The organism is Bacillus mojavensis (assembly GCF_012648005.1).
Lineage (GTDB): Bacteria > Bacillota > Bacilli > Bacillales > Bacillaceae > Bacillus > Bacillus mojavensis.
Genome location: NZ_CP051464.1, coordinates 894,402 through 918,523, shown reverse-complemented (window position 1 = coordinate 918,523; position 24,122 = coordinate 894,402). Strand labels below are relative to the sequence as shown.

24 protein-coding genes and 1 pseudogene are annotated in these 24,122 nt (G+C 46.3%); 8 read left to right on the top strand and 17 right to left on the bottom strand.

From position 1 onward, the window contains the following. Nucleotide 1: 1 nt before the first annotated feature. The 3 genes from HC660_RS04635 to recX form a co-directional block, all read right to left on the bottom strand. The gene (locus HC660_RS04635; RefSeq protein ID WP_168747242.1) at nt 2–1,195 is read right to left on the bottom strand and encodes an MFS transporter; all 1,194 of its coding nucleotides are present in this window, start codon (nt 1,193–1,195) and stop codon (nt 2–4) included. A gap of 137 nt (nt 1,196–1,332) precedes the next feature. Next, nucleotides 1,333–1,653, bottom strand: a complete 321-nt coding sequence (locus tag HC660_RS04630) for a YfhH family protein (protein ID WP_010333450.1) — start codon at nt 1,651–1,653, stop codon at nt 1,333–1,335. A 7-nt stretch (nt 1,654–1,660) separates the two neighbouring features. After that, entirely contained in the window at nt 1,661–2,452 is a 792-nt protein-coding gene (gene recX / locus HC660_RS04625; protein ID WP_168747241.1) for a recombination regulator RecX, read from the bottom strand. Between the two features lie 88 nt (nt 2,453–2,540). Between recX and HC660_RS04620 the strand changes: the two genes are divergently transcribed. From HC660_RS04620 to HC660_RS04610, 3 genes are all read left to right on the top strand, one after another. Then, nucleotides 2,541–3,452 carry a TIGR01777 family oxidoreductase gene (locus tag HC660_RS04620; RefSeq protein ID WP_168747240.1) on the top strand — a complete coding sequence of 304 codons (912 nt, stop codon included), beginning with the start codon at nt 2,541–2,543 and terminating at the stop codon, nt 3,450–3,452. 53 nt (nt 3,453–3,505) lie between these two features. Further along, nucleotides 3,506–3,616: a YfhE family protein gene (locus tag HC660_RS04615; protein ID WP_010333447.1), complete on the top strand. Its 111-nt coding sequence runs from the start codon at nt 3,506–3,508 to the stop codon at nt 3,614–3,616. A 65-nt stretch (nt 3,617–3,681) separates the two neighbouring features. After that, nucleotides 3,682–3,873: a YfhD family protein gene (locus tag HC660_RS04610; RefSeq protein ID WP_010333446.1), complete on the top strand. Its 192-nt coding sequence runs from the start codon at nt 3,682–3,684 to the stop codon at nt 3,871–3,873. Nucleotides 3,874–3,911: 38 nt separating this feature from the next. Here the strand turns inward: HC660_RS04610 and HC660_RS04605 are convergent, their stop codons facing one another. The 4 genes from HC660_RS04605 to HC660_RS04590 all read right to left on the bottom strand — a co-directional run bounded on the left by HC660_RS04605 (nt 3,912) and on the right by HC660_RS04590 (nt 7,604). Beyond that, nucleotides 3,912–4,496 (bottom strand): nitroreductase family protein, encoded by a 585-nt coding sequence (locus tag HC660_RS04605; protein WP_024120644.1) that lies wholly within the window; start codon nt 4,494–4,496, stop codon nt 3,912–3,914. Nucleotides 4,497–4,583: 87 nt separating this feature from the next. Next, nucleotides 4,584–5,462, bottom strand: coding sequence for a PhzF family phenazine biosynthesis isomerase (locus tag HC660_RS04600; RefSeq protein WP_168747239.1), 879 nt, complete (start codon nt 5,460–5,462; stop codon nt 4,584–4,586). A gap of 112 nt (nt 5,463–5,574) precedes the next feature. Beyond that, nucleotides 5,575–6,606, bottom strand: coding sequence for a FecCD family ABC transporter permease (locus tag HC660_RS04595; protein ID WP_010333443.1), 1,032 nt, complete (start codon nt 6,604–6,606; stop codon nt 5,575–5,577). Then, nucleotides 6,603–7,604, bottom strand: coding sequence for a FecCD family ABC transporter permease (locus HC660_RS04590; RefSeq protein ID WP_168749397.1), 1,002 nt, complete (start codon nt 7,602–7,604; stop codon nt 6,603–6,605). Before HC660_RS04590 ends, HC660_RS04595 begins: the two co-directional genes overlap by 4 nt. 156 nt (nt 7,605–7,760) lie before the next feature. Here HC660_RS04590 and HC660_RS04585 point away from each other — a divergent pair, with 156 nt between their 5' ends. After that, nucleotides 7,761–8,738 carry an ABC transporter substrate-binding protein gene (locus HC660_RS04585; RefSeq protein WP_029441294.1) on the top strand — a complete coding sequence of 326 codons (978 nt, stop codon included), beginning with the start codon at nt 7,761–7,763 and terminating at the stop codon, nt 8,736–8,738. 18 nt (nt 8,739–8,756) lie between these two features. Here the strand turns inward: HC660_RS04585 and mprF are convergent, their stop codons facing one another. Beyond that, on the bottom strand, nt 8,757–11,327 hold the full coding sequence (gene mprF / locus HC660_RS04580; protein ID WP_168747238.1) for a bifunctional lysylphosphatidylglycerol flippase/synthetase MprF: 2,571 nt from the start codon (nt 11,325–11,327) through the stop codon (nt 8,757–8,759). 172 nt (nt 11,328–11,499) lie between these two features. On the opposite strand from mprF, the gene HC660_RS04575 reads away from it, so the two are divergent. Together HC660_RS04575 and HC660_RS04570 are read left to right on the top strand one after the other, a co-directional pair. Further along, a complete protein-coding gene (locus HC660_RS04575; protein WP_168747237.1) occupies nt 11,500–11,982 on the top strand; it encodes a MarR family transcriptional regulator in 483 nt (160 codons plus the stop codon). A 114-nt stretch (nt 11,983–12,096) separates the two neighbouring features. Further along, nucleotides 12,097–13,653, top strand: coding sequence for an MFS transporter (locus tag HC660_RS04570; protein ID WP_168747236.1), 1,557 nt, complete (start codon nt 12,097–12,099; stop codon nt 13,651–13,653). Here the strand turns inward: HC660_RS04570 and bstA are convergent. Further along, nucleotides 13,650–14,186 carry a bacillithiol transferase BstA gene (bstA, locus tag HC660_RS04565; protein WP_029441296.1) on the bottom strand — a complete coding sequence of 179 codons (537 nt, stop codon included), beginning with the start codon at nt 14,184–14,186 and terminating at the stop codon, nt 13,650–13,652. The genes HC660_RS04570 and bstA overlap by 4 nt on opposite strands. Nucleotides 14,187–14,343: 157 nt before the next feature. Beyond that, on the bottom strand, nt 14,344–15,432 hold the full coding sequence (locus HC660_RS04560) for an acyltransferase family protein (RefSeq protein ID WP_168747235.1): 1,089 nt from the start codon (nt 15,430–15,432) through the stop codon (nt 14,344–14,346). Between the two features lie 251 nt (nt 15,433–15,683). Between HC660_RS04560 and HC660_RS21345 the strand changes: the two are divergent. Further along, a pseudogene (locus HC660_RS21345) lies at nt 15,684–15,794 on the top strand (TetR/AcrR family transcriptional regulator); the annotation flags it as partial. 108 nt (nt 15,795–15,902) lie between these two features. Here HC660_RS21345 and HC660_RS04555 read toward each other — a convergent pair. After that, entirely contained in the window at nt 15,903–16,535 is a 633-nt protein-coding gene (locus HC660_RS04555; RefSeq protein WP_029441297.1) for an esterase EstB, read from the bottom strand. A gap of 402 nt (nt 16,536–16,937) precedes the next feature. Between HC660_RS04555 and HC660_RS04550 the strand changes: the two genes are divergently transcribed. After that, nucleotides 16,938–17,501 (top strand): transcriptional regulator PadR, encoded by a 564-nt coding sequence (locus HC660_RS04550; protein WP_168747234.1) that lies wholly within the window; start codon nt 16,938–16,940, stop codon nt 17,499–17,501. Nucleotides 17,502–17,609: 108 nt separating this feature from the next. Here the strand turns inward: HC660_RS04550 and lnrN are convergent, their stop codons facing one another. The 6 genes from lnrN to catE form a co-directional block, all read right to left on the bottom strand. After that, the gene (gene lnrN, locus HC660_RS04545) at nt 17,610–18,767 is read right to left on the bottom strand and encodes a linearmycin resistance permease LnrN (RefSeq protein WP_168747233.1); all 1,158 of its coding nucleotides are present in this window, start codon (nt 18,765–18,767) and stop codon (nt 17,610–17,612) included. Nucleotides 18,768–18,781: 14 nt separating this feature from the next. Beyond that, nucleotides 18,782–19,972, bottom strand: a complete 1,191-nt coding sequence (gene lnrM, locus HC660_RS04540; RefSeq protein WP_168747232.1) for a linearmycin resistance permease LnrM — start codon at nt 19,970–19,972, stop codon at nt 18,782–18,784. Between the two features lie 11 nt (nt 19,973–19,983). Further along, entirely contained in the window at nt 19,984–20,919 is a 936-nt protein-coding gene (locus tag HC660_RS04535) for an ABC transporter ATP-binding protein (RefSeq protein WP_168747231.1), read from the bottom strand. A gap of 143 nt (nt 20,920–21,062) precedes the next feature. Continuing rightward, nucleotides 21,063–21,725 carry a response regulator gene (locus tag HC660_RS04530; RefSeq protein WP_168747230.1) on the bottom strand — a complete coding sequence of 221 codons (663 nt, stop codon included), beginning with the start codon at nt 21,723–21,725 and terminating at the stop codon, nt 21,063–21,065. Then, the gene (locus tag HC660_RS04525) at nt 21,722–22,924 is read right to left on the bottom strand and encodes a two-component system sensor histidine kinase LnrJ (protein WP_168747229.1); all 1,203 of its coding nucleotides are present in this window, start codon (nt 22,922–22,924) and stop codon (nt 21,722–21,724) included. The genes HC660_RS04530 and HC660_RS04525 overlap by 4 nt, the downstream gene beginning before the upstream one ends. Before the next feature lie 330 nt (nt 22,925–23,254). Then, nucleotides 23,255–24,112, bottom strand: coding sequence for a catechol 2,3-dioxygenase (gene catE, locus HC660_RS04520; RefSeq protein WP_168747228.1), 858 nt, complete (start codon nt 24,110–24,112; stop codon nt 23,255–23,257). Nucleotides 24,113–24,122 lie beyond the last annotated feature (10 nt).

Here is a 24,122-nt window from a genome sequence, read left to right as displayed (position 1 = left end):
TTTACCCTTTATTGACTTGATATTCATAGACGCTTTTCTTTTCAGACAGATGCGCAAAGGTTGACAGCACCAGTCCGCACGCGGTCATCAGCGCCCCTCCTGCAAACAGCCAGGAATAGGAGCCGGTCCCGCTTAAAATGATACCGCCGATCCACGCGCCGAGCGCATTGGCCAGGTTAAATGCAGACACGCTCACAGCTGCGGCGATCGTTGTGCCGTTCTCAGATGAAGAAAGAACCTTTGTTTGCAAAAGAGGCGGCGTGCCGAATGCGCAAGCGCCAAATAAGAAAGTCCCGACAATGGCTGCGGCCGGATAAACGGCGATGTACGGAAATACCGCAAGTACGCCGATCAAACCGATCATGACGCCAATCATGGTCCGGGTCAGCAGAGGAAGCGGCACTTTTCCCGCAAAGAAATTCCCTGCAACCCCGCCCAAACCATAAGCGAAGAGGGCGCCTGTAATGCCGACTGTGCTGAAACCCGCTGAATTTCTTAAAATCGGTTCGATAAACGTGTAAGCGATAAATACGCCTGAATAGCCTAAAATGGTAATCGCAAAGGAATACAGCACCTGTTTGTGTTTAAATACCCCCCACTCATTCATGAGCATCGGGATGACTTTTGGTTTTCTGTTTGGCACGGTAGCCATCAGGCCTATAAATCCGATCACTCCAAGCACTGTAATGATGGAAAACACGACTCTCCAGTTTAGGACATCGCCCAAGTAGGAACCGAATGGAACACCCAGCATTAAAGCCACTGTTAAACCACCGTTCATAGACGCAGCGGCTGCGGCACGTTTTTCTGGCGGCACCATTTCACTAGCAAATACCATCGCAATTGCAAAGAATGCGCCGTGAATGGAAGCAGATAATATTCTTGAGACGGCCAATACCGCAAAATTCGGTGCCAGCGCACTTAACAGGTTGGAAAGGATGAAAATCCCCATCAATCCAAGAAGCACCGGCTTTCTCGGGAGCTTGACAGAAACAATCGTGACAAGCGGGCCTGTCACACAGACGCTTGCCGCATAAGCGGTAACAAGGAGTCCCGCAGAGGAAACATGTATATGAAAGTCATTGGCAATCGACGTCAAAATACCCATCACCGCATATTCTGTGTATCCAATTGAAAACGTACAGATCATAAGAACAAAAATAATGAATTTTACAGATGGATTTTTCATACTCAACGTCATCGCCTCCTTTAATTTTTAAAAAACAACGAGTTCCATCTTAAAAGAAATCCAGGATGAATTCAATCATTTTTACTCTAAAAATCGCCTTGAATGTGCTCAAATAAAAAAGAGGCTGATATTCAGCCTCTCGGTCATCCCTGCTTCTTTTGCTGCAATACTGAGATTGGAAGCGCTTCTTCTTGATCGGGAGCCGATGTTCTGTATCCCCAAGCGAAAACGCCATTTAAATAGTTAATGTAAAACTCGTCCTCAGAGCCGTCCACAATATACGTTTCTCCCGGTGAGAAGTCCTCCGGGTTCAGCAAGTATGCTTTTGCCATTGCAATTTTCCGTTCGAGCACTGCCAGTTCATTGATGATTCCAAGCTGTTCCGCTTTTCTTGCTTTTTCTGAAAGTCCTGCGATTTCTGTATTGAGTTCGTGCGTTGTCATTTGACTGTATCGTTTCTCCATTTTTCAGCTACTCCTCTTCCCGCAGAAATTGCTCGATTAAATCGAGTGAGAATCCTTTTCTAAATAAAAATTGTTTGACCTTCATGGCACTTTCATAGGAGCCGTCATAACGGTATTTTCTAAACGCTTTTTCCGCATGAAGACGCAGCGCTTCTTTTTCAGTGTCTTCATCATTTTCGTATTCAATCTGCTCCAGCGCCGCAGAGATGACATCAAATGAAAAGCCTTTGCGCTGCAGCTGCATCTGTGCTCGCTGTTTGATTTCTTTTGAAGAGAGTTTCTTGTCTTTCTTCAGAAGCTTTTCGATATGCTTAACTGCTTTTTCCGTCTGTTCCTCAAACGAGAAAGAACCTAGCGTATCTTTAATCGTATCGTCATCGATTCCTTTCGCCTTCAGCTCTCTGAACAAAACGTCAGGCCCTTTTCCGTTTGTTTTTTTGTGAGTGCTTACATAGGCCGCCGCAAACTCTTGGTCATTTAAATAGCTGTAATCGTTCAGCCTATGAATCACTTCCGCAATGACGGGCGCCGAGGTTTCTTTTTTCTTTAAGTAGTCTTCTACCTCTTTCGTTGACCTCATTCGATAGGATAAAAACTCAATCGCACGGTTGAAGCCTTTTTTCACTTCATCGCCGTATTGAATCTCAATGATCTCGAGGTCATCAAGCTCTTTTCCCTTTTTAAGCTCAAATTTCACGAGCACATCTGCGTCAACGCTGAAAGCATATTTTTCATCCAGAAAAATATTAAAACGTTCAGTATTTTTCTTTTGCGCTGATATCTTTGTAATAAATGGCATCTTAATCTCCCTTCTTCGGTCTCAAACGCGTTTTCTATGATAAAAATGAGGTAAAGTATAGTTATCAGAACGATGAGGAGAGATGTGTATGAATATTGCAATGACGGGCGGAACGGGTTTTCTCGGTACGCATCTGACTGGCGTCCTCACCCGCCAGGGACATCATGTTTATATCTTATCAAGAAACGCGGGAAAAACTGAACAAAAAAATATCACTTATGTCCAATGGCTGACTGAAGATGCTGCGCCTGAACAAGATCTTCCTCATATTGATGTCTGGGTAAACCTTGCGGGAAAATCGATTTTTGGCCGCTGGAATGAAAAAACGAAGCAGCAAATTCTCTCCAGCCGGATCGATGCAACCCGGGAAGTACGGCGGCTTATTCATAGACAGGCGGAAAAACCGAAGGCGCTTATTCAAGCCAGTGCAGTGGGCATTTACGGCACTGACCTTGAAAAGACCTTTACAGAAGACTCTCCCACGTCAGACGAGGATTTTCTCAGCCATACTTCACATCTGTGGGAACGGGAAGGGCAAACTATTGAGGCGATGGGCATCCGAACGGTTTACGCGAGATTTGGCGTGATGCTTGGAGAAAAAGGCGCTCTTCCGCTAATGATTCTGCCATACAAACTGCTGGCCGGCGGAACGATCGGGACGGGCAATCAGTGGCTGTCCTGGATTCACGTGGAGGACGCCGCCCAGCTGATTCTATATGCAATTGAAACCGACAGCATCTCAGGTCCCGTTAATGTGACAGCGCCTAATCCGGTTGAAATGAAGCAGTTCGGAAAAACGATTGCACGGGTGGTACATCGTCCCCACTGGCTCCCCGTTCCAGAATTTTTTTTATCAAAAGCATTGGGTGAGATGAGCCTGCTTATTGTGAAAGGACAGCGCGCTTTGCCTAAAAAAGCAATTACGTCCGGATTCCGTTTTACATTTTCAGATCTTGAATTCGCCCTTTCGCAGCTGCTGACGGACCGAAAGGCTGTATAAAAACGGAAGGAAGCGTCAACCTTAAGAATAACATGGTTGAAGGAGGTCCTTTTATGGAAAAGAAAAGGGAGAAGCACCAGCAAGGAGCCAACCTGAAGAAAATGCAGGAAGTTCTTTATTCAAGTGAATTTAAAAAGGCGGAAAAAGCTGCTAAGCGGAAGTAGGGATACATAGCGCCGGAAAGCAGATACTATGTTTGTTTGATATCACTTTTTAGGGGGAATTTGATATGGGCAGAAATCATATCCACAAAAACCGTGATAAAAACAAACAAAAACTTCCTCAGGTTCCCGATGCGTTAAAACGAGAAACTGACGGCGTTTACGAGGAATATTCAAGCGAACTCGCTGATGCGGATGACCGCAAAGCGCAGGAGCGCGCGAAAGCGGCCGATAAGAGAGCGAAAAGCAAAAAACGTTAATGAAAAACCCCTTGTCTCTGCTTGAGACAGGGGGTTTTTTACAGCTCGGTGAACCGTTCCTTTATCGGTGTGCGTTTTTTCACTTCCGGCATTTCATCAGGATAGCCTGTTTGTATGATCGCGGCGAAGCGCTCGTTATCCTGTAAACCGAAGGCTTGATGCACGTCTTTATCATAGAGGATCTTTCCGCTTTTCCAAACCATGCCGATTCCTTTTTCCCAGGCAAGAAGCTGGAGATTTTGAATCAATGAGCTGGTTGCCGCAAAATCATCATCTCTTGCTCTTTCGTTCTCATCTTCCTGAAATACAACAAGCAGAAATCCAGGCACACGGCTGAGTGTCTTTTTGAAATTTTGGAGTTTTTCTTCCGTCATGTCCGGCTTTGATTTTTTAGAAAATGAAGCAAAGGTTTTAATCAAGCTTGCTTTTCCTGTTTCACTGGAAACGTAAATAAATCTCCAAGGCTCCGTTACTCTGTGATTCGGCGCATATTTTGCCGTTTCTAGCATGTCAAGGATGACAGCCGGAGGGACGGGATCTTGTTTAAATTTACGGATTGATCTTCTGCTGCGTATGATATCCCGCAGTGCTGAATCTTGATTTATCTGTTCGGCTTGAGGCATACCGCTTCACCCTTTCTATCCAATTGAAAATGATTATCAATCATAATCATAACGGAAAGTGCGGCTTTTTGTAAACCTCCAGCCTTATTAGATTTCAAGAATCCGAGTTTCTGAGTAAACGGCAGTCCCTGTCATGTTCACTTTGATGTGATCGTTATCTCCGTTTATTTCAATTTCCACTCTTCCGTCTTTCCCTATCTCCTGTCCTTGCTCAATGATAAATGTGCGCTGCCCGGACCTGACGTATTGCTGCATGTAAGCTCCCATCACGCCGGATGCTGTGCCAGTCACGGGATCTTCTATTGTTCCTGAATACGGCGACGAAAAGTGGCGTCCGTGCAGGTCGCTGTCAGAGTGAATCGTTTCAAAGGTAAACGGGTGCACTGAGGCTTTTGGCAGATCAACTAGAACTTCCGGAAATTGTTTGTTATTCGGCACCATTTTTTTAGAGGCTTCTAATGATTTGAGCGGAACAATTGCAGTCCATATGCCTGTACTGCCAAAAACAATTGGAAGGTCATCATGAAAGTCCTCCGCCGTAATTCCCAATGCGTCCGCGAGTTTTTCCCGATCGCCCGTAAATGGTTTGAATTTCGGGGCAGCCTGTTCAAGTGTGATATGAATGCGCCTCTCTTTTTCAGAAATGTTTGCTGGCAGGATACCGGCTTTTGTCTGGATGCTGTACGTTTTACCAATCTCTAGCCTTCCTTTTTCACATAACGCGTATAGGGAAGCGACCGTCGCATGTCCGCATAAATCCATTTCGTGTCCCGGAGTGAAGTAACGGAGTTCAAGATCAGCCGCCTCGCTGTTCCGAATAAAGGAGGTTTCTGAATATCCTGCGAGCTCAGCTATTCTCTGCATTTCTTCTTCTGTGTAAGCATCCCCGTGCAATACCACTCCCGCGGGGTTGCCTTTGCCGGGATTTTCCGTAAATGCTTCATATTTTAATACTTCTGCTTTCATTCGCCTGCCATCCTTTCTGCATCAATGTCTCTGTCAGTATAACAAAATATTAGTGGCAATTTTCAGTCATTATTAAAAAACCCATTTTCTTTCAGAGAAAATGGGTTTACGATCAGGAATTTCTTGTTTTATAGAGCAAATAAATAAAATAGGGAGCGCCGATCGCCGCTGTAAAAACGCCTGCCGGAACTTCGACCGGGGCAAATAAGGTTCTGCCGATGATGTCTGCTCCTAATACGAGCAGAGCCCCGATCAGTGCAGATGCCGGGAGCAGCGCACCGTAAGACGAGCCGACGAGACGCCTTGCGATGTGCGGCGCCATCAGACCGACAAAACCAATCGTTCCGGCAACCGAAACCGCACAGCCCGTAAGAGCCGTACTCAGCAGCAGCAGGAAGAACCGGTTTCTTTGCACGGAGCTTCCCGCGCCTGCCGCAATATCTTCACCGAGCATTTGTATATTCATATTTTTAAGACAGATAAAACAAATGAATAAGAGAATGGCTGACAGCAACACGGCTATTTTTACATGCTGCCAGTTCGATCCGTAGACTGAACCTGTTATGTATACATTGGCTTGAGACGCCCTGTAGATCGGGCCTTTGATCATGAGCAATGTGGTCATCGCTTGTGCAGACATTGAAAATCCGATTCCGATCAGCACCAGCCGAAACGTGGAGGCGCCATTTTTGTATGCGAGTAAATAAACGATAAGTCCAACAACTGATGCCCCGATAAATGCGGCTGCCGGAAGCCATGACAGACTGATCGTCAGTGAATCGCTCCGGTCTGAGAAGAACATCATGACAAGCACCACAGCCACAGCCGCTCCCCCCGTGATTCCGATAATATCCGGGGATGCGAGAGGGTTTCTGACCAGCCCCTGCAAAATTGCGCCTGCCGCAGCCAAGCAAACGCCGGCGCATACAGCTGTCAAAATTCTTGGCATGCGGAACGACATCACCATCATTTCATCGAGCTTTGAACCTGCACCGAAAAATGTTTTGGCCACATCCCAAGGAGGAATGAACCGCTGCCCGAGCCCGGCGCTTATGATGAACACAGCCGCTGTTAAACCGAGTAAAACAAAAAAGACAATCCATGCTTTCTTTTCAGCCGCTGTAAAGCCAAAACGTAGTTTCATAGATTCGCCCCCCTTCTTGCGATGTAAACAAAGACAGGCATGCCAATCATCGCCGTCATGACCCCGACCGGAACCTCCTGAGGCATAATGATATATCGTGCCCCGATGTCCGCGGCAACAAGTAAAATCGCACCTAAAACAGCGGAAAACGGCAGAACCCAGCGATAGTCATTGCCGATGATAAAGCGGGCAAAGTGCGGGATGATGATGCCGATAAAGGAAATCGGCCCGGCAATGGCGACAGCCGAACCGGCAAGCAGGACAATACATAGTGCCATAACGAATTTCAGCAGCCCCGTTTTTTGACCGAGTCCTTTGGCAACATCTTCTCCCATGACAAGAAGATTAATTTTTTGGCCGAGGAAACAGCTGATCATAAGCGCTGCCGCGGCATACGGAAGCATTGTCAGCAGCAAATCAAGACTCCTGCCCTGCACAGAGCCCGTCAGCCAAAATAGCACCTGAGCCAGCTCGAGTTCATTGACGGAAAGCATGCCTTGTGTCAGCGAAGAAAACATTGCCGCCATGGCTGCTCCAGCCAGCGTCAATTTGATCGGCGTGAGCCCTTCTCTTCCAAGCGAACCTGCGGCATAGACAATCGCGGCGGTAAAGGAAGCACCGAGGAATGAGCTCCATACAAGCGCTTGGGGTGATTGAATATGCAGAAAAAATGATCCGGCAACAATAAAAAAGCCGGCCCCTGCGTTGATTCCGAAAATCCCTGGTGATGCTAGCGGATTTTTTGTCAGCGCCTGCATCAGAGCGCCGGCAGCCGCAAGGGAAGCGCCGACAACTGTGGCAACCAGTGCTCGCGGGAGCCTGACGTCTTTAATGATGACTTGCTCATTTGATCCGTTAAAAGATGTAAATGCTTGATAGACCTGTCCCCATGACGTACCGGTATAGCCATAAATGACACTTGCGCAGACAGCCACCAGCAAAACGAAAAGCAGACATAATAACAAAATCCATTTCGAATAAGCCTCTTTGAAGATAATCATCCAATTCTCCTAGTGATTTACTATGTACCATTCTTCACCATGACTGCAGTAAATTAATTGTTTTTGAGAACCATCCTCAATTAATGATTGACACTCTCACCACTGCTTATTATGATCTAAATGATAATGAATTTCAATATTGGGAGGAAAAAGATGAAAAAGCATATCAGCATGCTATTTGTATTCCTTATGGCCGTTATGGTGCTTTCTGCCTGTAATAGTTCAGAAAGTTCCGGTAACAGCCAGGGGGCAAACAGCAAAACAAGAACGGTTAAACATGCAATGGGGACATCAGACAATATTCCAGCCAATCCAAAACGGATTGTCGTCTTAACAAATGAAGGGACAGAGGCGCTTTTAGCGCTTGGCATTAAACCAGTCGGGGCCGTGAAGTCTTGGAAGGGTGATCCGTGGTATGACTACCTGAAAGACGACATGAAAGGTGTGAAAAACGTCGGGCTCGAAACCGAACCGAATGTGGAAGCCATCGCGGAATTAAAGCCTGATTTGATTATTGGAAATAAAGTGCGCCAAGAAAAGATTTATGATCAGCTAAATGCGATTGCGCCGACGGTTTTTGCTGAATCTTTAGCCGGGAACTGGAAGGATAACCTGACTCTTTATGCCGACGCGGTGAATAAGGCCGACAAAGGCAAAGAAGTCATTGCCGATTTTGATAAGCGCGTTGCCGATATGAAAGATAAGCTTGGCGATCAGACAAACAAAACCGTGTCTGTTGTACGGTTTCTGTCCGGCGAGTCGAGAATCTATTATAAAGATTCATTCTCCGGCATTATTTTAGACCAGCTAGGTTTTAAACGTCCTGAAAAGCAAGTGGAGCTATTCAAGAAGCAAAAGGACCAGTTTACGTTCTCAACAGACAGCAAAGAATCCATTCCTGATATGGATGGCGATGTGCTTTTTTATTTCACTTATAAAGCCGATAATGCAAAAGATAATGAAAAATGGGCCAACCAGTGGACGAGCAGTTCACTATGGAAAAACCTTAAGGCTGTGAAGTCAGGGAACGCCCATGAGGTCGATGACGTCGTGTGGACAACCGCAGGCGGAATCAAAGCCGCAAACTATCTGCTTGACGATATTGAAACGTATTTCTTAACGTCTAAATAAAAAAAGAACTCCGTCTGTTTAGACGGAGTCTTTTTTGCTTTTGCCGATCAGACGCGTGACGAGGAACATGGTGACAGAAAGAGATCTGTTTTTCCGATACGCCAAGTATTTTCCGCGCCATTCGGGTTTGTATTTTTCTTTAAATGCCCTGAGCCCGCTGAAGCTGTACATATACCGAACATTATTAAAAATGACAGCCGCGAAGCGTTCTGACCAGAAGGATGTAAAGGTTGTGCCGACATTGGCCAAAGGCGCCATACCCATGTTAAATGACGTGCATCCCTCCTCCTTCGCCCATAAAAACATGCGGATGAACAATGCATCCATAATACCGTTCGGGGCGTCGCTGCGATAGCGCATCAGATCGACCGAGATTTCGCCTTCCTGATACATCGGCATGATATTTGCGAAAGCCACAATGTCCCCTTCAGCATTTTTCATATAAGCGATCGGTGCTCTCTGTAAATATGACGGATCAAAGAACCCGAGTGAAAAGCCCTTCTCCTTTTTCGAGCCGAGCCATTCATCTGAGATTTGTTTGAGCTCTTCTAAAAAGGCTTCCGAAAATGGAGGATGGTCAACATGGAAGGTATATTCCTCCCGTTCAAACCGGTTATTGATCGCCCGCAGACCGGCTTTTTTCTTCCCTGATATGGTAAACGTGTTTAAGTCCACATAGGCTTCCTCGCCAAGTTTAAAAAAGTTATACCCAAAATCATGGTACAGCGCCATGTCCTCTCGTTCGATTTGATAGAACAGAACACTGAAGCCCTTTTGATGTGCTTCGTTCAGAAATTCTTCGAGCACAAGGGGGAACGATTCCTTTTGGCCGGACGGATCGCCAAGCACGACCAGACGTCTTGCGATTTTTCCAAACAGAAGCAATGCATTGCCGTCGCTTGAGAAATAAAACCGCTTATCCCCCAGAAAGCCGAGATGGCTGAGCGCGTTGCCGCCTTTATCATTCAAAAACTCAGCAAGACGTTCTGGATCAGCTTTTTCCCCAATTGGTTTGGTTTTCTTATGATACACCACTGTAAAGATAAAGAAGAACAGCGGAACGGCGATGACTGCCATAATGGTCGCATGTGTAATATGAGAAGTGCTGTGGACGAAATATTCGTGGCGCAGCACCTTCTTCATCCGATCCCAGATGAAGCTTGCGATAAGGTTATAGTTAAACAGCGCCACAGTAAACAGAGCCGCAGCGAAAATCATTTGCCCGAGCGTATAGGAAGCCTGTTCTCTGACAAATTGTTTTTTCAACAGCACAAGCAAAACGATGATAATCGGCAATATGAATATAGCACTGATATTAAGACCTTTTAAAAAGCTGAAAACAAACCCGCCGACAAGCGCTGTAACCGCCATTGTATAGGACCGTTTTGTCCGTTTATAAAGCTCGATCGGCAATATCAGCAAAATGAGCGCTGAGCTTAAGGACAGCCCATTGAACAGCAAAAGGACCGGATGCGGAATGTGCGGAATGACTGTCAGCCGATCAATCGGCAGTGACACCGACGCAAGGACAATGAGACCGCCTACGAACACAATGAGTGAAAGCGATCCCTGCAAAATCCTCACTAACATGGCCCGCTGTACGACAAGCAGAACGTTTGTCGTTTCGATTGCCGGTGCAATTCGCGGGTTCGTTTCAAGCCGTTTCATCGTACTTTCGGTCAGGTCGCCGGCAGCAAAGAACAGCCCCAAAACGAACGGGATAAATGAATAGACGAGCCGGTACAGCACAATCGACGTCACAATGGCTTCCTGATGGTAGCCCAGCTGCTCCATTCCGAGCAAAAACAAAAGGTCAAACGAGCCGAAGCCGCCTGGAACAAGACTGATCATGCCTCCGATTGCCGCAATCACAAATACCCCGAACACATACCTGATGTCAGCATGAATTCCCATAGCGAGCAGAGACAGATAGATTACGATTCCAGCCATAAGCCATTCTGCTATGGAAGCGCCCATATAAGCGAAAATCGGATTTTTCACTATGTCTCCGCCCTCTTCATCCTCTGCTTTGCGGCCTTTTCGTATAGCCGCCGCCAAAGAGATCGGCACAATCAGCGCGAAGCCGATAACAACCGCCCACAGCCATGGTTTTTCATTGATGACTTCATCCACGGGCAGCAATCTTGCGATAACGAAAATGCTGAAAACTGAAAGGCCGAGCAGCATCGAGGATGTAAGCCAGGCAATTCCTTTCACCAGCGCTTTATGGTCTTTTGTATGCTCCTTATAAAACATCATTCTTAACCCGACTCCGGCTAACCCTCCGAAGCCAAGGACATTATTAAATGAATTAGCAATCCAGGATACCCTGAACACCTTTCCGTTTGTGATCGAAAGGCGCAGCGAATATTTAAGAACGTAATCATATAGTGACATGGCCGCAACAGCAAGCAGGCCGATGAGCACAAGAATGAATAAGTCGGTCCGCTCCAGCCCGTTGATCACCATAAGCGTTCGTTTGAATGACAGGTTTGTCAATTCTTTTTTCGACTGATAAAACACAAATAGTAAAACAGCAACAGGAAAAACGATTTTTAAAATTGATAAAGCATTCTTTTTAATCAGCAATGGTCTCTCCAATCATATACAGTTCGATATTTCTTTCCCCAATAATCTCCAACTCATTATACACTACCGCTATTTTTCGGACAAAGTCCCATCTGCGGTTTATGCTGACTTTCTTTCAGCAGTTAAAATCGAGTAATATGGTAAGAGGAGCGAATGATGAGGAAGTGATCAAATGGAATATAACTTACATGATACAACAGTATTAAACGAAAATATTCTTTCATCTGAGGAACGTGAAATTTGGGTGCTTTATATGAAAGTCTTAACATCTGCCGGGCTCGGTGATGTGTCTGAGTGGATGAAGCTGGATATGAGCATGCCGCAAATGAAAGTGCTGATGCTTTTAAACAATCACGGAACGCTGAAGGTCAGTGATATTGCAGAGAAAATGGGAGCTTCCCTGTCAAATACAACCGGGCTGCTAGACCGCCTTGAGAAATCTGGCTTTGTTAAACGATCACACTCTGAAGAGGACCGCCGTTCAGTGGTTGTCCATTTAACGGAGGATGCGAAAAATATTTTTCGCGGGCTTTATCAAAAGGGCCATATGAAATTGAAGCGTTCCTTGGAAATACTGTCTCCTGATGAAAAGCAAGCTGTTTCCAAAGGGCTTTCTATTCTTTCCAGAGCGCTGGAGCAGGCAAAAAAAGAATAATGTCAGGCGAAGTCTGTCCTCCCGCAAACTGCGGAGGCAGACTTTTTTCATTTGACATTTAGTTCATTTTAAATGAATAATATATTTCAAGTGAATTAAAAGGAGTTGATGAGTATGCCAAAGGCATTGGCAGATCAAAAAAGCCAAAAGTGGGCGATCAGCCTGTTTACCATCGGGGTATTTATGGCTGCGTTGGATAATGGGATCATCTCCGCTGCGCTGACCACGATAAACGAATCATTTGCTGTTTCCCCGTCTTGGGGTTCGTGGGGCATTACGCTTTATACGCTCGGACTCAGCGTCAGTGTGCCGATCGTCGGAAAGCTTTCCGATCGCTACGGCAGAAAAAAGCTGTTTCTTATTGAAGTCGGCCTTTTCGGGCTTGGTTCTTTGCTTGTCGCCTTGAGCCAAAACTTTCCGCTTTTTCTTATCTCACGGCTGATTCAGGCGCTTGGAGGCGGCGGGATTTTCATCATCGGAAGTTCTCACGTCCTTGCTACGCTTCCAAAGAAAAAGCAAGGGAAGGCCCTTGGCTTGCTAGGGGCGATGAACGGGATGGCTGCTGTGCTAGGACCCAATGTCGGAAGCTTTCTGCTTGATTGGACCGGATCGTGGCATTGGCTGTTTTTGATTAACCTGCCGATTGCGGTGCTGCTGGTTGTTTTCGGTGCATTTTTTATTGTGGAAACCAAAGCCCCGGAGGCCAAACGTCTCGACACGGCCGGAATTTTTCTTCTGTCCTTGTCAATTTTGGCTGTAATGTACGGCATGACAAACCTTGACGGAACAAATCTCTTTAAAAGCCTGGGAGATCCTGAGGTTTATGGATTTATTCTAATTGGTATTTTCTGTTTTGCGGCGCTCGTATGGTTTGAGAAGCGGATGGAAATGCGCGGGGGCGATCCCATTCTAGCGTATTCTTTACTTCGGAATCACCTGTTTCAGCGAACGCTTATCATCGGTTTATTATCCGGGGGCCTGTTGGCAGCGGTTATTTTTATTCCGTCCTATGTTGAGCAATATTTAGGCGTTCCTGCCGCAAAAGCCGGCTATTGGATGACACCTCTCGCCTTAGCTTCCGGAATCGGCGCTTGGCTTGGCGGAGCGCTCACCGACAAAAAAGGACCGGTGAAAACTGTTGTGCTTTCAGGAATCATTTCATGTGCGGGATTTGCTTTATTTCCGCTTTGGGTGACGGAGAAATGGGAGTTTGTGATCGCAAGTGTGGTAGCTGGGATTGGTTTTGGCTTTCTGTTAGGCGCGCCGCTGAACGTCCTTGTATCAGAGGCAGCGAAAACGAATAAGGGCACGGCGCTTGGCACGCTATCATTGGTAAGGCAAATCGGGCTGACATTGGCGCCTACTCTTTATGCAGGTTTTATTACAGCAGGGTTTGACCAAATCGGTGATGAAATCAGCAGCCGCTTATCGGACAGCGGACAGTCAGGGAAGGATATGCAGATGATTCCCGAGATCGACAGTTCAGATGTTTCTTCTTTACAAGAACAGATCGAACGCATACCTGTGCCTGAAGTCAAAACTGCGATAAGCGATGCCATTCATGCAAGTGTTGCCAGCGACTATGATCATTTATATGCGGCGGCGGCCGTGATTTCACTGCTGGTGGTTGCAGCAATCAGTCTTCCGGCTTTCCGCCGGCAAAAGCGTTAAGACCACCCCATCCGTTTGGAAAGCTCCGTAATATGAGCGATATGGTGATGGGAGTGCCAGACATACAGCCCGAGCGCGTTCTCTAGGGTAATGACCTCTTTTGTATCGGGATGGTAAAATCCGCGCTGAAATTGCTGATCTGTCAGAGTGCGAAGAAGAGCTGTCCATCTTCCGTGAAGCTCCTGCAAAAGCGCGAGTGAACCGCTCGGCTCCGCTGTTTTGGAGTCTTCAAGCTCCGACCATGCTTTTTCATCATACGGACGGATAGCCGGTGTCTCTTCTGTCAAGGTTAATTTAAAACGGATATAGCCATTCATATGACTGTCAGCCAGATGATGTACAACTTGCCGGACGGTCCATCCGCCGTCTCGGTACGGTGTATCAAGCTGGCTGTCTGTCATCCCCTCAACAGCTTGCTTCAGCTTAGCCGGCACTTCCTCCAGCACTTGAATCCATTCTTCTTTCTGCTCGTTTGATATGAATTTCCTAAGTTTGTACTCTCCTATCGGATAGCTTAGATTGGCTGTTGACATGGTTTGGTCTCCTTTCAATAAACAGGCATCTAATAATCCTGAATCATTGGCATATATTAAATTCACTTTTATTTTAAAGGAAATGGTTTAATAGTTGTTCTATCATGTATATATTTGCGTAAAAAAAAGGCAGGAACGTTTCTCCTGCCGCGATGTTTCAGCCTGCGTGGTCTCGCACTTCCATTTTTACTTTTCGCTTCTTCGGCTGATAGATTTTCCCTACAAACAAATATCCATATTTAAACTTGTTCAGTGTCCAGGATGTCAGGATCGGGCCCGCTGTGCAGACGGCAAACATCAAGAAAACGGCCGGCACAGCGGGAATGTCCGGCATATTCAACAGCAACACATAGCCAATGATCATAAAATAGGCGTGCAGCAGATAAATCGAAAAGGAGTAGTTACTGATAAACATAATGATTTTCGGCACGTGCTTTATGTTAGAAAACAGGTGAAAGCACAGGAAAATCATACTTGTTGAATAAAGCATGATGTCAGGCCGCTTTGAGCTGATCATGCCGACCTCTCCGAAATAAGAAACAGCCACAACCAACGCGGCGGATCCGATCGCAGCACTGTATATCACCCAGCGGTATTGATTCAGCAGCGCTAAAAACTGCTTGTACTCTTTTCCGCAGTAATAAGCGAGACAAAAGTAGAAAAGCCAGCCTGCAAACGGAACCCAGAAAAACGGAAAGGAACCGCCTTGTTCAGAAGCGGGAGCCGGACTGACTGCTGAGAAATAGCCCAAATAAGCGGCTGTCACCACAAACGAGACAGACAGCACCCATTTGGGCGATGCTTTTTTCAAATACTCATGAAAGAGCATGTGCAGGATGTAAAATTGGAAGATGACAAGAATGAAATATCCGATAAAGTTTCCTAAAAATACGTTTTCCAGATATTTCTGAACAAACGCCAGAAATGTCAGCTTTCCCCCCATTGCACTGGTCATCAGCAAGGCATCTATGGCTGCGATAAACAAAAACGGAATAAAAATCACTTTTCCTCTCTTCTTCAAAAACCCCTCCGGCACCCCATCAGGATAAGAACGCGCCAGCAAAAACTCAGAGATGAAAATGAAAGCAGGCGTGCTGAACATCAGGAGTGTGCGCAAAGAATCAACCGTGTGAGAAATATCGGCAAGTGCTTCCGCCTGAAGCATCAGAACCATTGAAATGATATGGAGCAGAACGACACTTAAGCACGAAATGCAGCGGATCACAAAAATTTCTTTAATTTGCATAACAGCGCTCCTTTATTTCAAATTTTTAGAAATCGATGGTTGTACCATAACACACCTGCTTCAATTGAAAAAAGTGCCTGATTTCTTATCTTTCAGCAATGCATGAAAGATAAGACCCATAAAAACCTATAACTTTTTGGTATACCGCCCTCAGCCATTTGTCCCGTACAGCCGGGCTGCTATGCTTGACGCGCTGGAACAGTGTCCTATTCACCTTTTGATAATAATCCAATTCGATTTCAGCATTCCCGAGTGAAATCGCCAAAAAAGCTGGCGTTACGGAAGGGACAATTTGTCCTGAAGGCGGTGGGGCTCCCGCAATAGCGAAAAGCTTCAGTAAAGAAGTGGTTGAGCTGGAATATAGAAGCTGAATAACCGCTTACTCTAGGATCTGAATTCCTCAATCTATCAGAAAACAAAAAACCTGCTGTCATGAACAGCAGGTTTAATCTAGCGCATACCCTGAGGCATCAGTTCGTATTTAGTCCCCCGCCATTTAATCCTTCTTTGATATAGGCGTTGACTTGGCTATTAGAAAGCAAGCCAATATGGCCGATGCCATAAAGCTGGATGTTTCTGGCTCCTTGTAATCGAGACAAGCTATTGATGACAATTTCATCATTTAGACTGTAGATTGATGTATAGAGAATCTTTTGATTAGGATCTGTACCAGGCAGCGCAACAGATGACACTAAACCATTAGCTCCTCCAAGCGTGACAACATTTTGAATCTTATTGCCCCCGCCTAAGTATTTTATATAGTATAGAGTATTGGCTCCTCCCATGCTATGAGCCACAATATCTACTTTTTTTGCTCCTGTTTCTTTTAAAACACGATCAATATATGCTGCAAGCTGCGGCCCGTTATTTAGGTTATTCCCTGTCTTATCATAAAAATCAATCGCATATAGTTTATTGCTTTGCCAGCCTTGAGAGATTAAGTAATTTTTAATAGCAAAAAAATTGTATGACGCGCCGCTAATCCCATGAACAAGAACAACAGGGTTATGTGCTGTTTCCGCTTTTGCACTTGAAGGCGGAGCGGCTAGAATAGACAAAATCAATGATAGACAAATAGATGATGCAATAAGTAATCTTTTCATTTTCCGTTTCTCCTCAATTATGTATTTACCAGAATGATTATACAATTAAATTTAAACTTGGTAAATATAAACTTATCAGAATCTTCAATTTCTCTATTATTTTGAAATAAGCATAAACCTGTCGATGGCAGTTGTCTGCAGTACACTTGATTCATACACTCGATAGCAACTTGAAAGGACAATAAGCGTAGGAGACATGCGGTTGTGTTCCCAGCCTCCCTTTCCTATAATATAGGGAACAGATGAAAGCTAGACATGAGATGGCAATGACTATTTGATATAGGACAAGTTTCAAGAAGGAATTCAATTTTGTTTTCCTGGTATAAGAGAAAAGAACGATTTGCGGCAAGGCATTTAAAAAACTTCTGTTTTGCAAAAACAGCCATAGACACGGAGGACAGCATGAGAGTATTAAAATACGCCATATTAGGGCTTTTACGAAAAGGCGAATTGAGCGGGTATGATATTACAAGTTATTTCAAAGCGGAGCTCGGCCAGTTTTGGAGCGCCAAGCACAGCCAGATTTATCCTGAGCTCAAAAAGCTGACAGATGAAGGTTTTATCACATTCCGGACAACGATTCAGGGCACAAAACTTGAGAAAAAAATGTATACCTTGACTGACAGCGGAAAACAGGAGCTGCACGCGTGGCTGACCCGCCACCATCCTATTCCGGAAACAGTGAAGGACGAATTTATGCTAAAGGCTTATTTCATTTCTTCTCTGTCACGCCAAGAGGCAGCCGACTTGTTTACAGACCAGCTGCTGAAGCGCAAGGAGAAGCTCGCTGACCTGCAAAGGAGCTATGAAAAGCTAATGGCATCAGCAGAGCCGATTTCGTTTTCTTCACCGGATTTCGGCCACTACCTTGTGCTGACGAAAGCGCTGGAGCGGGAGAAAACCTACGTTTCTTGGCTGGAGCATATTTCAGCCATGATACAAGAGGATACCCAGGAGCGGCCTTAAATGATCGAAAGTGACTGGCCGTCCGTCAAACAACATCTGGAACAAAGACTGAACCTGACAGAAAACAAGATATAATGATAAAAAGCATCTGCCCGGAGGCGGATGCTTTTACGTTCGGAGCGCTTTCAGCCCCGCTGTGAAGGTGACAGCTGCAAAAGCAAACAAGATGCCGCAAATGCCGAGTATATCCGTGATGGTTGCCCCGTTAGCGATGATTTCAGTCAGTCCGCTCATCGCCCACTTTTGCGGGAGAAAGTCAGCAATGGACTGCATCAGCTTCGGCTCAATTTCTATCGGCCAATACATTCCGCTTACCATACACGTCGCAATAACGAACAAGTTGCCGAAAGCAAGCTGCTGTTCTGGTGTTCTGACATGGGCAGCAATCATCAGCCCGATACCCACGACTGCAAACAGAAAAAAGGATACTAACACGATCAGCGCAGCCGGATTGCCCCAGCTGATTCCGAACAGCCAATGGGATGCGAGAAGCAGCATTCCAAATTGAATCCAGCCAATCACAAAGAACGACAGCACATACCCCGCTCCAATTTCCGCGCGGCTGACAGACGCTGTGAGCAGTCTCTGCCAAACACCGCTTTTTCGCGCTTCTAATATCGTGCCCGCTGCCCCCATCATTGTCAGCATTACAAACAGAATGGAAAAGCCTGCAGCTCGTGAAGCTGTGTCACTTACGCCCTTGCCTTCTTTTTTATCATTGAGAGATTCCCGTTTTACAGCTGGAGCGCTATCTCTATGATCTTTGGCGATTACCGTTTTATAAGCCGACTTCCAGCTCTCCCCCGCCGCCTCGGCCGCCGTTTTTGCCGCGGTTACCTGAATGTTGAGCTTTGCCAGCTTGCTTTCGGCATACTGTTTAGCAACGGGCGCTCCTGTTAGTTCTGGACCGTGGCTGAAGACCAGCTCCGGCTTCTCGCCTTTTTCAAGCTTCTCTTGGAAAGTGCGGGAAAGGGTGATGACTCCGGCAATTTTCTTTTGTTTCAGTTTTTCTGAAGCTTTGCTTTTAGACATCGTTTGAAAGGTATACATATCATCAAGTTGCTTGAGCTCCCGGATATAATGCTGCGAAAGAAGCGTATCATCCTGATCGACGATCGCAAGCCGCACCTTATCATCATTTCCGCCGAGCAGACCGCCGAATACCAAGGTCAGCAGCAGCGGGGCAGCGAACATCATCAAATAGTTCTGCGGCTTCTTGAAAATGAGAGAAAGCTCAACGCCACAAATGGCTATGATTTTTTTCACCGTGTTTTACCTCCTTATCTTGTGTGAAGTCTTCTGATGCCAACAGCCAGTGAACAAAGGCCGATTGCCGCAAAAAGAAGGACCGGCGTTTGAAGTTCAGCCCAGCCTCCCCCCTCCATTAAGGAAAGAAAGCCTTCGAGCGCCCATCGATTTGGCACCGCCTTTGAAACAGACTGCAGGAAATCCGGAAATTGATAAAGCGGAAGCATCGAACCGCCGAGAACGGCAAGCACCTGTATCCCAAAACCGCCTAAAACATCCGCTGACTTCATATCGCTGAGGCATGATGCAAGAAGCATTGAAATGCCGGATACAGCTGCTGCGTAAGACAGCCCTAGCACACTCACGAACAAGAGATTGTCTCCCCAGTCCACATCAAACACATTGATGGTTACAATAAGAAAAATGAAAAATTGTATAATGGCAAACAAATAGGTTCCGAGCCACTTCCCGAAGAGAATGGCGTATTTTTGTGCAGGCGTCATCAGCAGTCTGGCAAGGGTTTCCGTTTCCTTTTCCAGCAAAAATGATTTCGCGCCGACCGTCATATGAAACAGCATAAACATGCATAGCATTGCCGCCGAATAGTATTGAAAACTGGTAACTTCTTTTGTACCGACTGATTTCTCTGTAACAGCAAGCCTGGCACCCGCTTCTTTTTCAAGCGTCTTTGCAAGGTTTTCTGCAATGAGGGAAGGATTGAGCTTTCCTCGTTTTACAGCTTCCGTCTTGGTGACATATTCCATTGAGGCGGATGACGCTTCTCGGACCGCCTTGTATTGATCTATAAAAGACACTGCAGCCGTTTCTATGATAGAGCCTTTTAATTCCTGATCAGTGCCAGCATAGACAGCGGCCGGTTTCTTGCCGGATCCCCAATGTGCCGGGATGGCAATTCCGACATCAATTTTCTTTTCCGCCAGCAGCTTTTTCATTTCCTTTTCACTGCCGGCTTCTGTGACCTTGATCATCTTCATTTTTTCAAGTACATCTGTTTTAAACATCCTCGACGCGCCTGACTGATCAGACTGGACATAGCCGACTTTGATTTCATCAATCTCGCTGCCTCCGCCAAGGATTGATCCAAGAGCGGCCCCTAATATGGCTGTTAAGATCAGCGGCATTAGGATAAGCATCATAAACCCTTTTTTGTCCGTGATTCTGATTTTGACATCTTTCCATGCGATCCATATTGCTTTTTTCATCGCCGCCCCTCCTAATCCCGCAATGTGCGGCCTGTCAGATTCAGAAACAGCCGTTCCAGATTTGGCTCCTGAACCTGAAGAGACAGGAGATTCATTTGATGGGCAGCGGCTTCCGTGAGCAGGCTGGTGACTACTTTCTCATGGTGCGCCGCAGCAACCTCAATTTTGAGCTCTGATTCATTCACTGTTACATCATTCACATGGGCAAGCGAGCGGATAGCTGAAAGAAATCCTTCATCTGCCCCGCTGACAGTCATCTGGATGATCGTGTCTCCTCCAAGACGGCTGCACAAGTCGTTTTTTGTGCCGATCGCAATCATTTCTCCCTGATCAATAATGCCGATCCGGTCGCATAAATACTCGACCTCTTCCATGTAGTGACTCGTATAGATCACAGTCATGCCTGTTTCGTTGAGCTGTTTGACTGTTTCTAAAATATGATTTCTCGATTGGGGGTCGATGCCGACGGTCGGTTCATCCATGATTAGCAGCTCAGGCTTATGCATAAGGGCGGCGCCGATATTGATTCTCCGTTTCATTCCGCCTGAGAAGGTTTCGATTTTCTCTTTAGCACGCTCAGTCAGTCCGACATACTCAAGGACTTCTGCTGATCTCTTTTTGGCCTCTCCATGCGTGAGTCCATACATTTTCCCCCAGAATACGAGATTTTCTTGAGCCGTCAGTGTCGGGTACAGGGCGATTTCCTGCGGGACAATGCCGATTGTTTGTTTGGCTTTGTTCGTGTCTTTGCCGATAACATACCCGCCGACTGTAATCTCCCCTCCGTCAAGCGGCACAAGTCCGGAAATCATAGAAATGGTTGTGGACTTCCCCGCTCCGTTCGGTCCGAGCAGTCCGAACGACTCACCCTTTTTCAAAGAAAAAGAGATTCCTTTGACAATTGTTTTTTTTCCGTATGCCTTTTTGATATTTTCTGCTTGAAGCACGCCGTTTCACTCCTTTTTTTATCCCATTGCCATTGTAGAAGAGATGAGAGTGTAAAACATGTGGCGCCGGATAGAACATCAGGCATAAAAAAAAGGCCTGCGGCAGGCCTTTTCAAGGTAACGCATATGCCAAACGTCATCTATCAAAAGACAGATACGCCATGTCTGACGGAATAAATGGCGGCTTGGGTTCTGTCTCTGACTGACAGTTTGCTGATAATGTTTGACACGTGATTTTTCACTGTGCCTTCTGTAATATACAGTTTTTTAGCAATTTCTTTATTGTTCAGCCCGTACCCGAGCTGAGCCAGCACTTCCATTTCGCGCTCGGTTAAGTCGTGCAGCTCCTTCGGTTTTTCTTTCTCTTCCGTTCCCTTCAGCTGTTTTTCCCGTTTCCATTCATTCAGCATTTGGGCTGTGAGTTCCGGCGGGAGCACCATTCCGCCTGATTGAACAGTCATGACCGCTTTCACAATTGTATCGGCTGACATGTCCTTTAACAGGTACCCGCTTGCCCCTTCTTCAAGCGCTTCAGCAATCAGCTCTGAATCTTTGAAGGTTGTCAGCATCAGCACCTTTACGCCCGTTAGCGAGCTGGTGATCAATTTTGTTCCCTCCACCCCGTTGGAAACCGGCATGCGAATGTCCATTAATACGATATCCGGTTCCAGCTCTTTCGTTTTTTCAAAGGCTTCCTGTCCGTTTCGCGCTGTGGCGATGACATCGAGTTCTTCTCGAAGCTGAAGCAGGGATGCCAGCCCTTCCCTGATGATATCCTGATCGTCGGTAATGATGATCTTAATCATGATAAACTCTCCTTTTGCTGCGCGGGCCCAAAGCTCCATTTTTTATTGGCCAAAGAAAATTCGGCGATTACAGTAAATCCTTGATCCATTTCACTTTCAAAGCGGATCGATCCGCCGTGCTCCGCTGCCCGCTTTTTCATATTCAAAAGGCCAAAGCCGAGTGACGCCTCGGGATTTCCTTTTCCGTCATCCTTCATAACAAGGCTGATGCTGTCCGTTGTGCAGGCAAGCTGGATTGAACAGGCTGTGGCGCCGCCGTGCCGTTTGGCATTGGTCAGCGCCTCCTGCACTGTTCTGATCACAGTTGGGTGCAGAGACAGCGGGACCAGCGCAGGGTCGCCGCTGACCGTCAGTTCGGATGTGACGCCCGCATTTTTGTAAAAGTCTTCTGTCAGCTGTTTCAGCGATTCAATGAATGAGGGATCGCTCTCCGTTTGCAGGGTGCGTACTGATAAGCGGATATCATCAAGCGCTTCACGGGCAAGCGTTTCACATACCCCGACTGTCTCTTCCGCTTTTCGGCTGTCTCTTTTTTGCCATTCACGCAGAAGCTGCAGCTGGACAAGAAGCGCCGTCATTTTGTGCCCCACTGTATCATGGATGTCCCGTGCCATTCTGTTCCGCTCGTGAATGGCGGTGAGTTCTTCGACCTGCTTCGCATATAAATGCAGCTCCTGGTGTGCGGCTGACAGCGCCCGATGCGAATCCGTCAGTTCCTGAAACTGCTGTTTTGCCGTTTCTTGTGCTTCAAAAAGTTTGCCGATTAATTTACCGACCACCCCGCAGAACACCACAAATGTCATGCTGGTGATATGATCCATGACGTATTCATTGCCGACTAATAGATATGTACGAATGAGGACAATTGAAAACAAAATGGAGCAAAGACATAACACAGACCATGCCATTTTTCTATTGAACCCGCGCAGAAAAAATGCGACAGCTACCGGACATAGCATAATAATGAACAAACCAGTGCCGGGAAACATGAATCCAAACGAAAAGCCGACCGTAATATCAATCAGACAAAACCAGACGTCATACTTCTCTATTTTCAGCAGAAAATGATTGGCTGCATACACGGCAGCTCCTAACGCTATAAATAGATATTCAAACCAATTATCATTCTTTACGAGGGGCAGATACATCGAACAGCTCACCATTAAGGTGAAAATTCTTGTAAATAAAAGAGCCTTCACGCTCATCACTCCTATAAGCAATTCCTTTCTTATCATACCTGCCTCTTGTTATTTTTTACAGGTGTTTCTGGAAGATAAATACCGGAATTAAAAAACCTCATATGAACTCTATGTCAAATGCGGCGCTGTCACTTATTTATTCGAATTCATCGCTCCCGAATAATAGGTGTTAAATAAAGCATCATTTTGCTCTATTTAAAGCGATTGAGCCCGTTACAAGATGGTTCAGTTCCATGTCTAACGCCCCCTTACAGGTTGGTTCTCTTACCATAACAAGGCGGACAAAAATAAAAAATCCCCCTGCCGTTATTTACGGCAAAGGGATGACAGTCAAATCACAAATTTGATAAGCGCTCCGGAGACAGGGTCTTTCACATGAAAATGATCTTCCGTTTCTTCAATCGAATATCCAGCGTTTTTGACTCGGTCCGCCACACGTTTGAGTTCCTCTTGATGAGGCAGGACAACAGTGTAATAGTCTAGTCCGCTGGCATTTGCCGGTTTAGGCGGCGCGTTTCTTCCCGCCCAAATGTTTAAACCGATATGGTGGTGGTAGCCACCGGCTGAAACGAAGAGAGCAGACATGCCCGCATAGTCACCGACAATGTCAAAGCCAAGCACATCTGTGTAAAACGCTTTTGCTTCTTTCAGATCGCTGACATGCAGATGAATGTGCCCGATGACCGTACCGTTTGGAAGTGTTGTTTTCCGCTCTTCTCCGGCCTCTTCCAAAAGGCTCTCGATGTCGACAGCGGTTGTCGTCATGACATAGTTTCCTTCACGATCCCGCTGCCAAGTGCTTCGGGGGCGGTCAGCGTACATTTCAATTCCGTTTCCGTCAGGATCAGAGAGATAGAGCGCCTCGCTGACGGCGTGGTCTCCTTGTCCGAGGGCAATCCCGTTTTCAATCAAGCGGGCGAGTGCGATACCAAGTTCCTTTCTGTTGGGAAGCAGAATCGCAAAGTGATACAGGCCCGTTACCGTGCGTTCAGGCAAGACGACAGCGCTTGGATTTTCTTCAAGAATAAGGAGGGGGCGTAATCCGTCAGCTGTTAATTCAGCTCGGCGGTCCGTCTTTTTCAAGACTTGAAAGCCGATCACATTGCAATAGAACTGAAGGGAACGCTCCAGACTGCGGATTGTGAGTTTGACATAGCCAATGGTTGTACCCTCATGCATGCTGGTCATGCTGTATGCC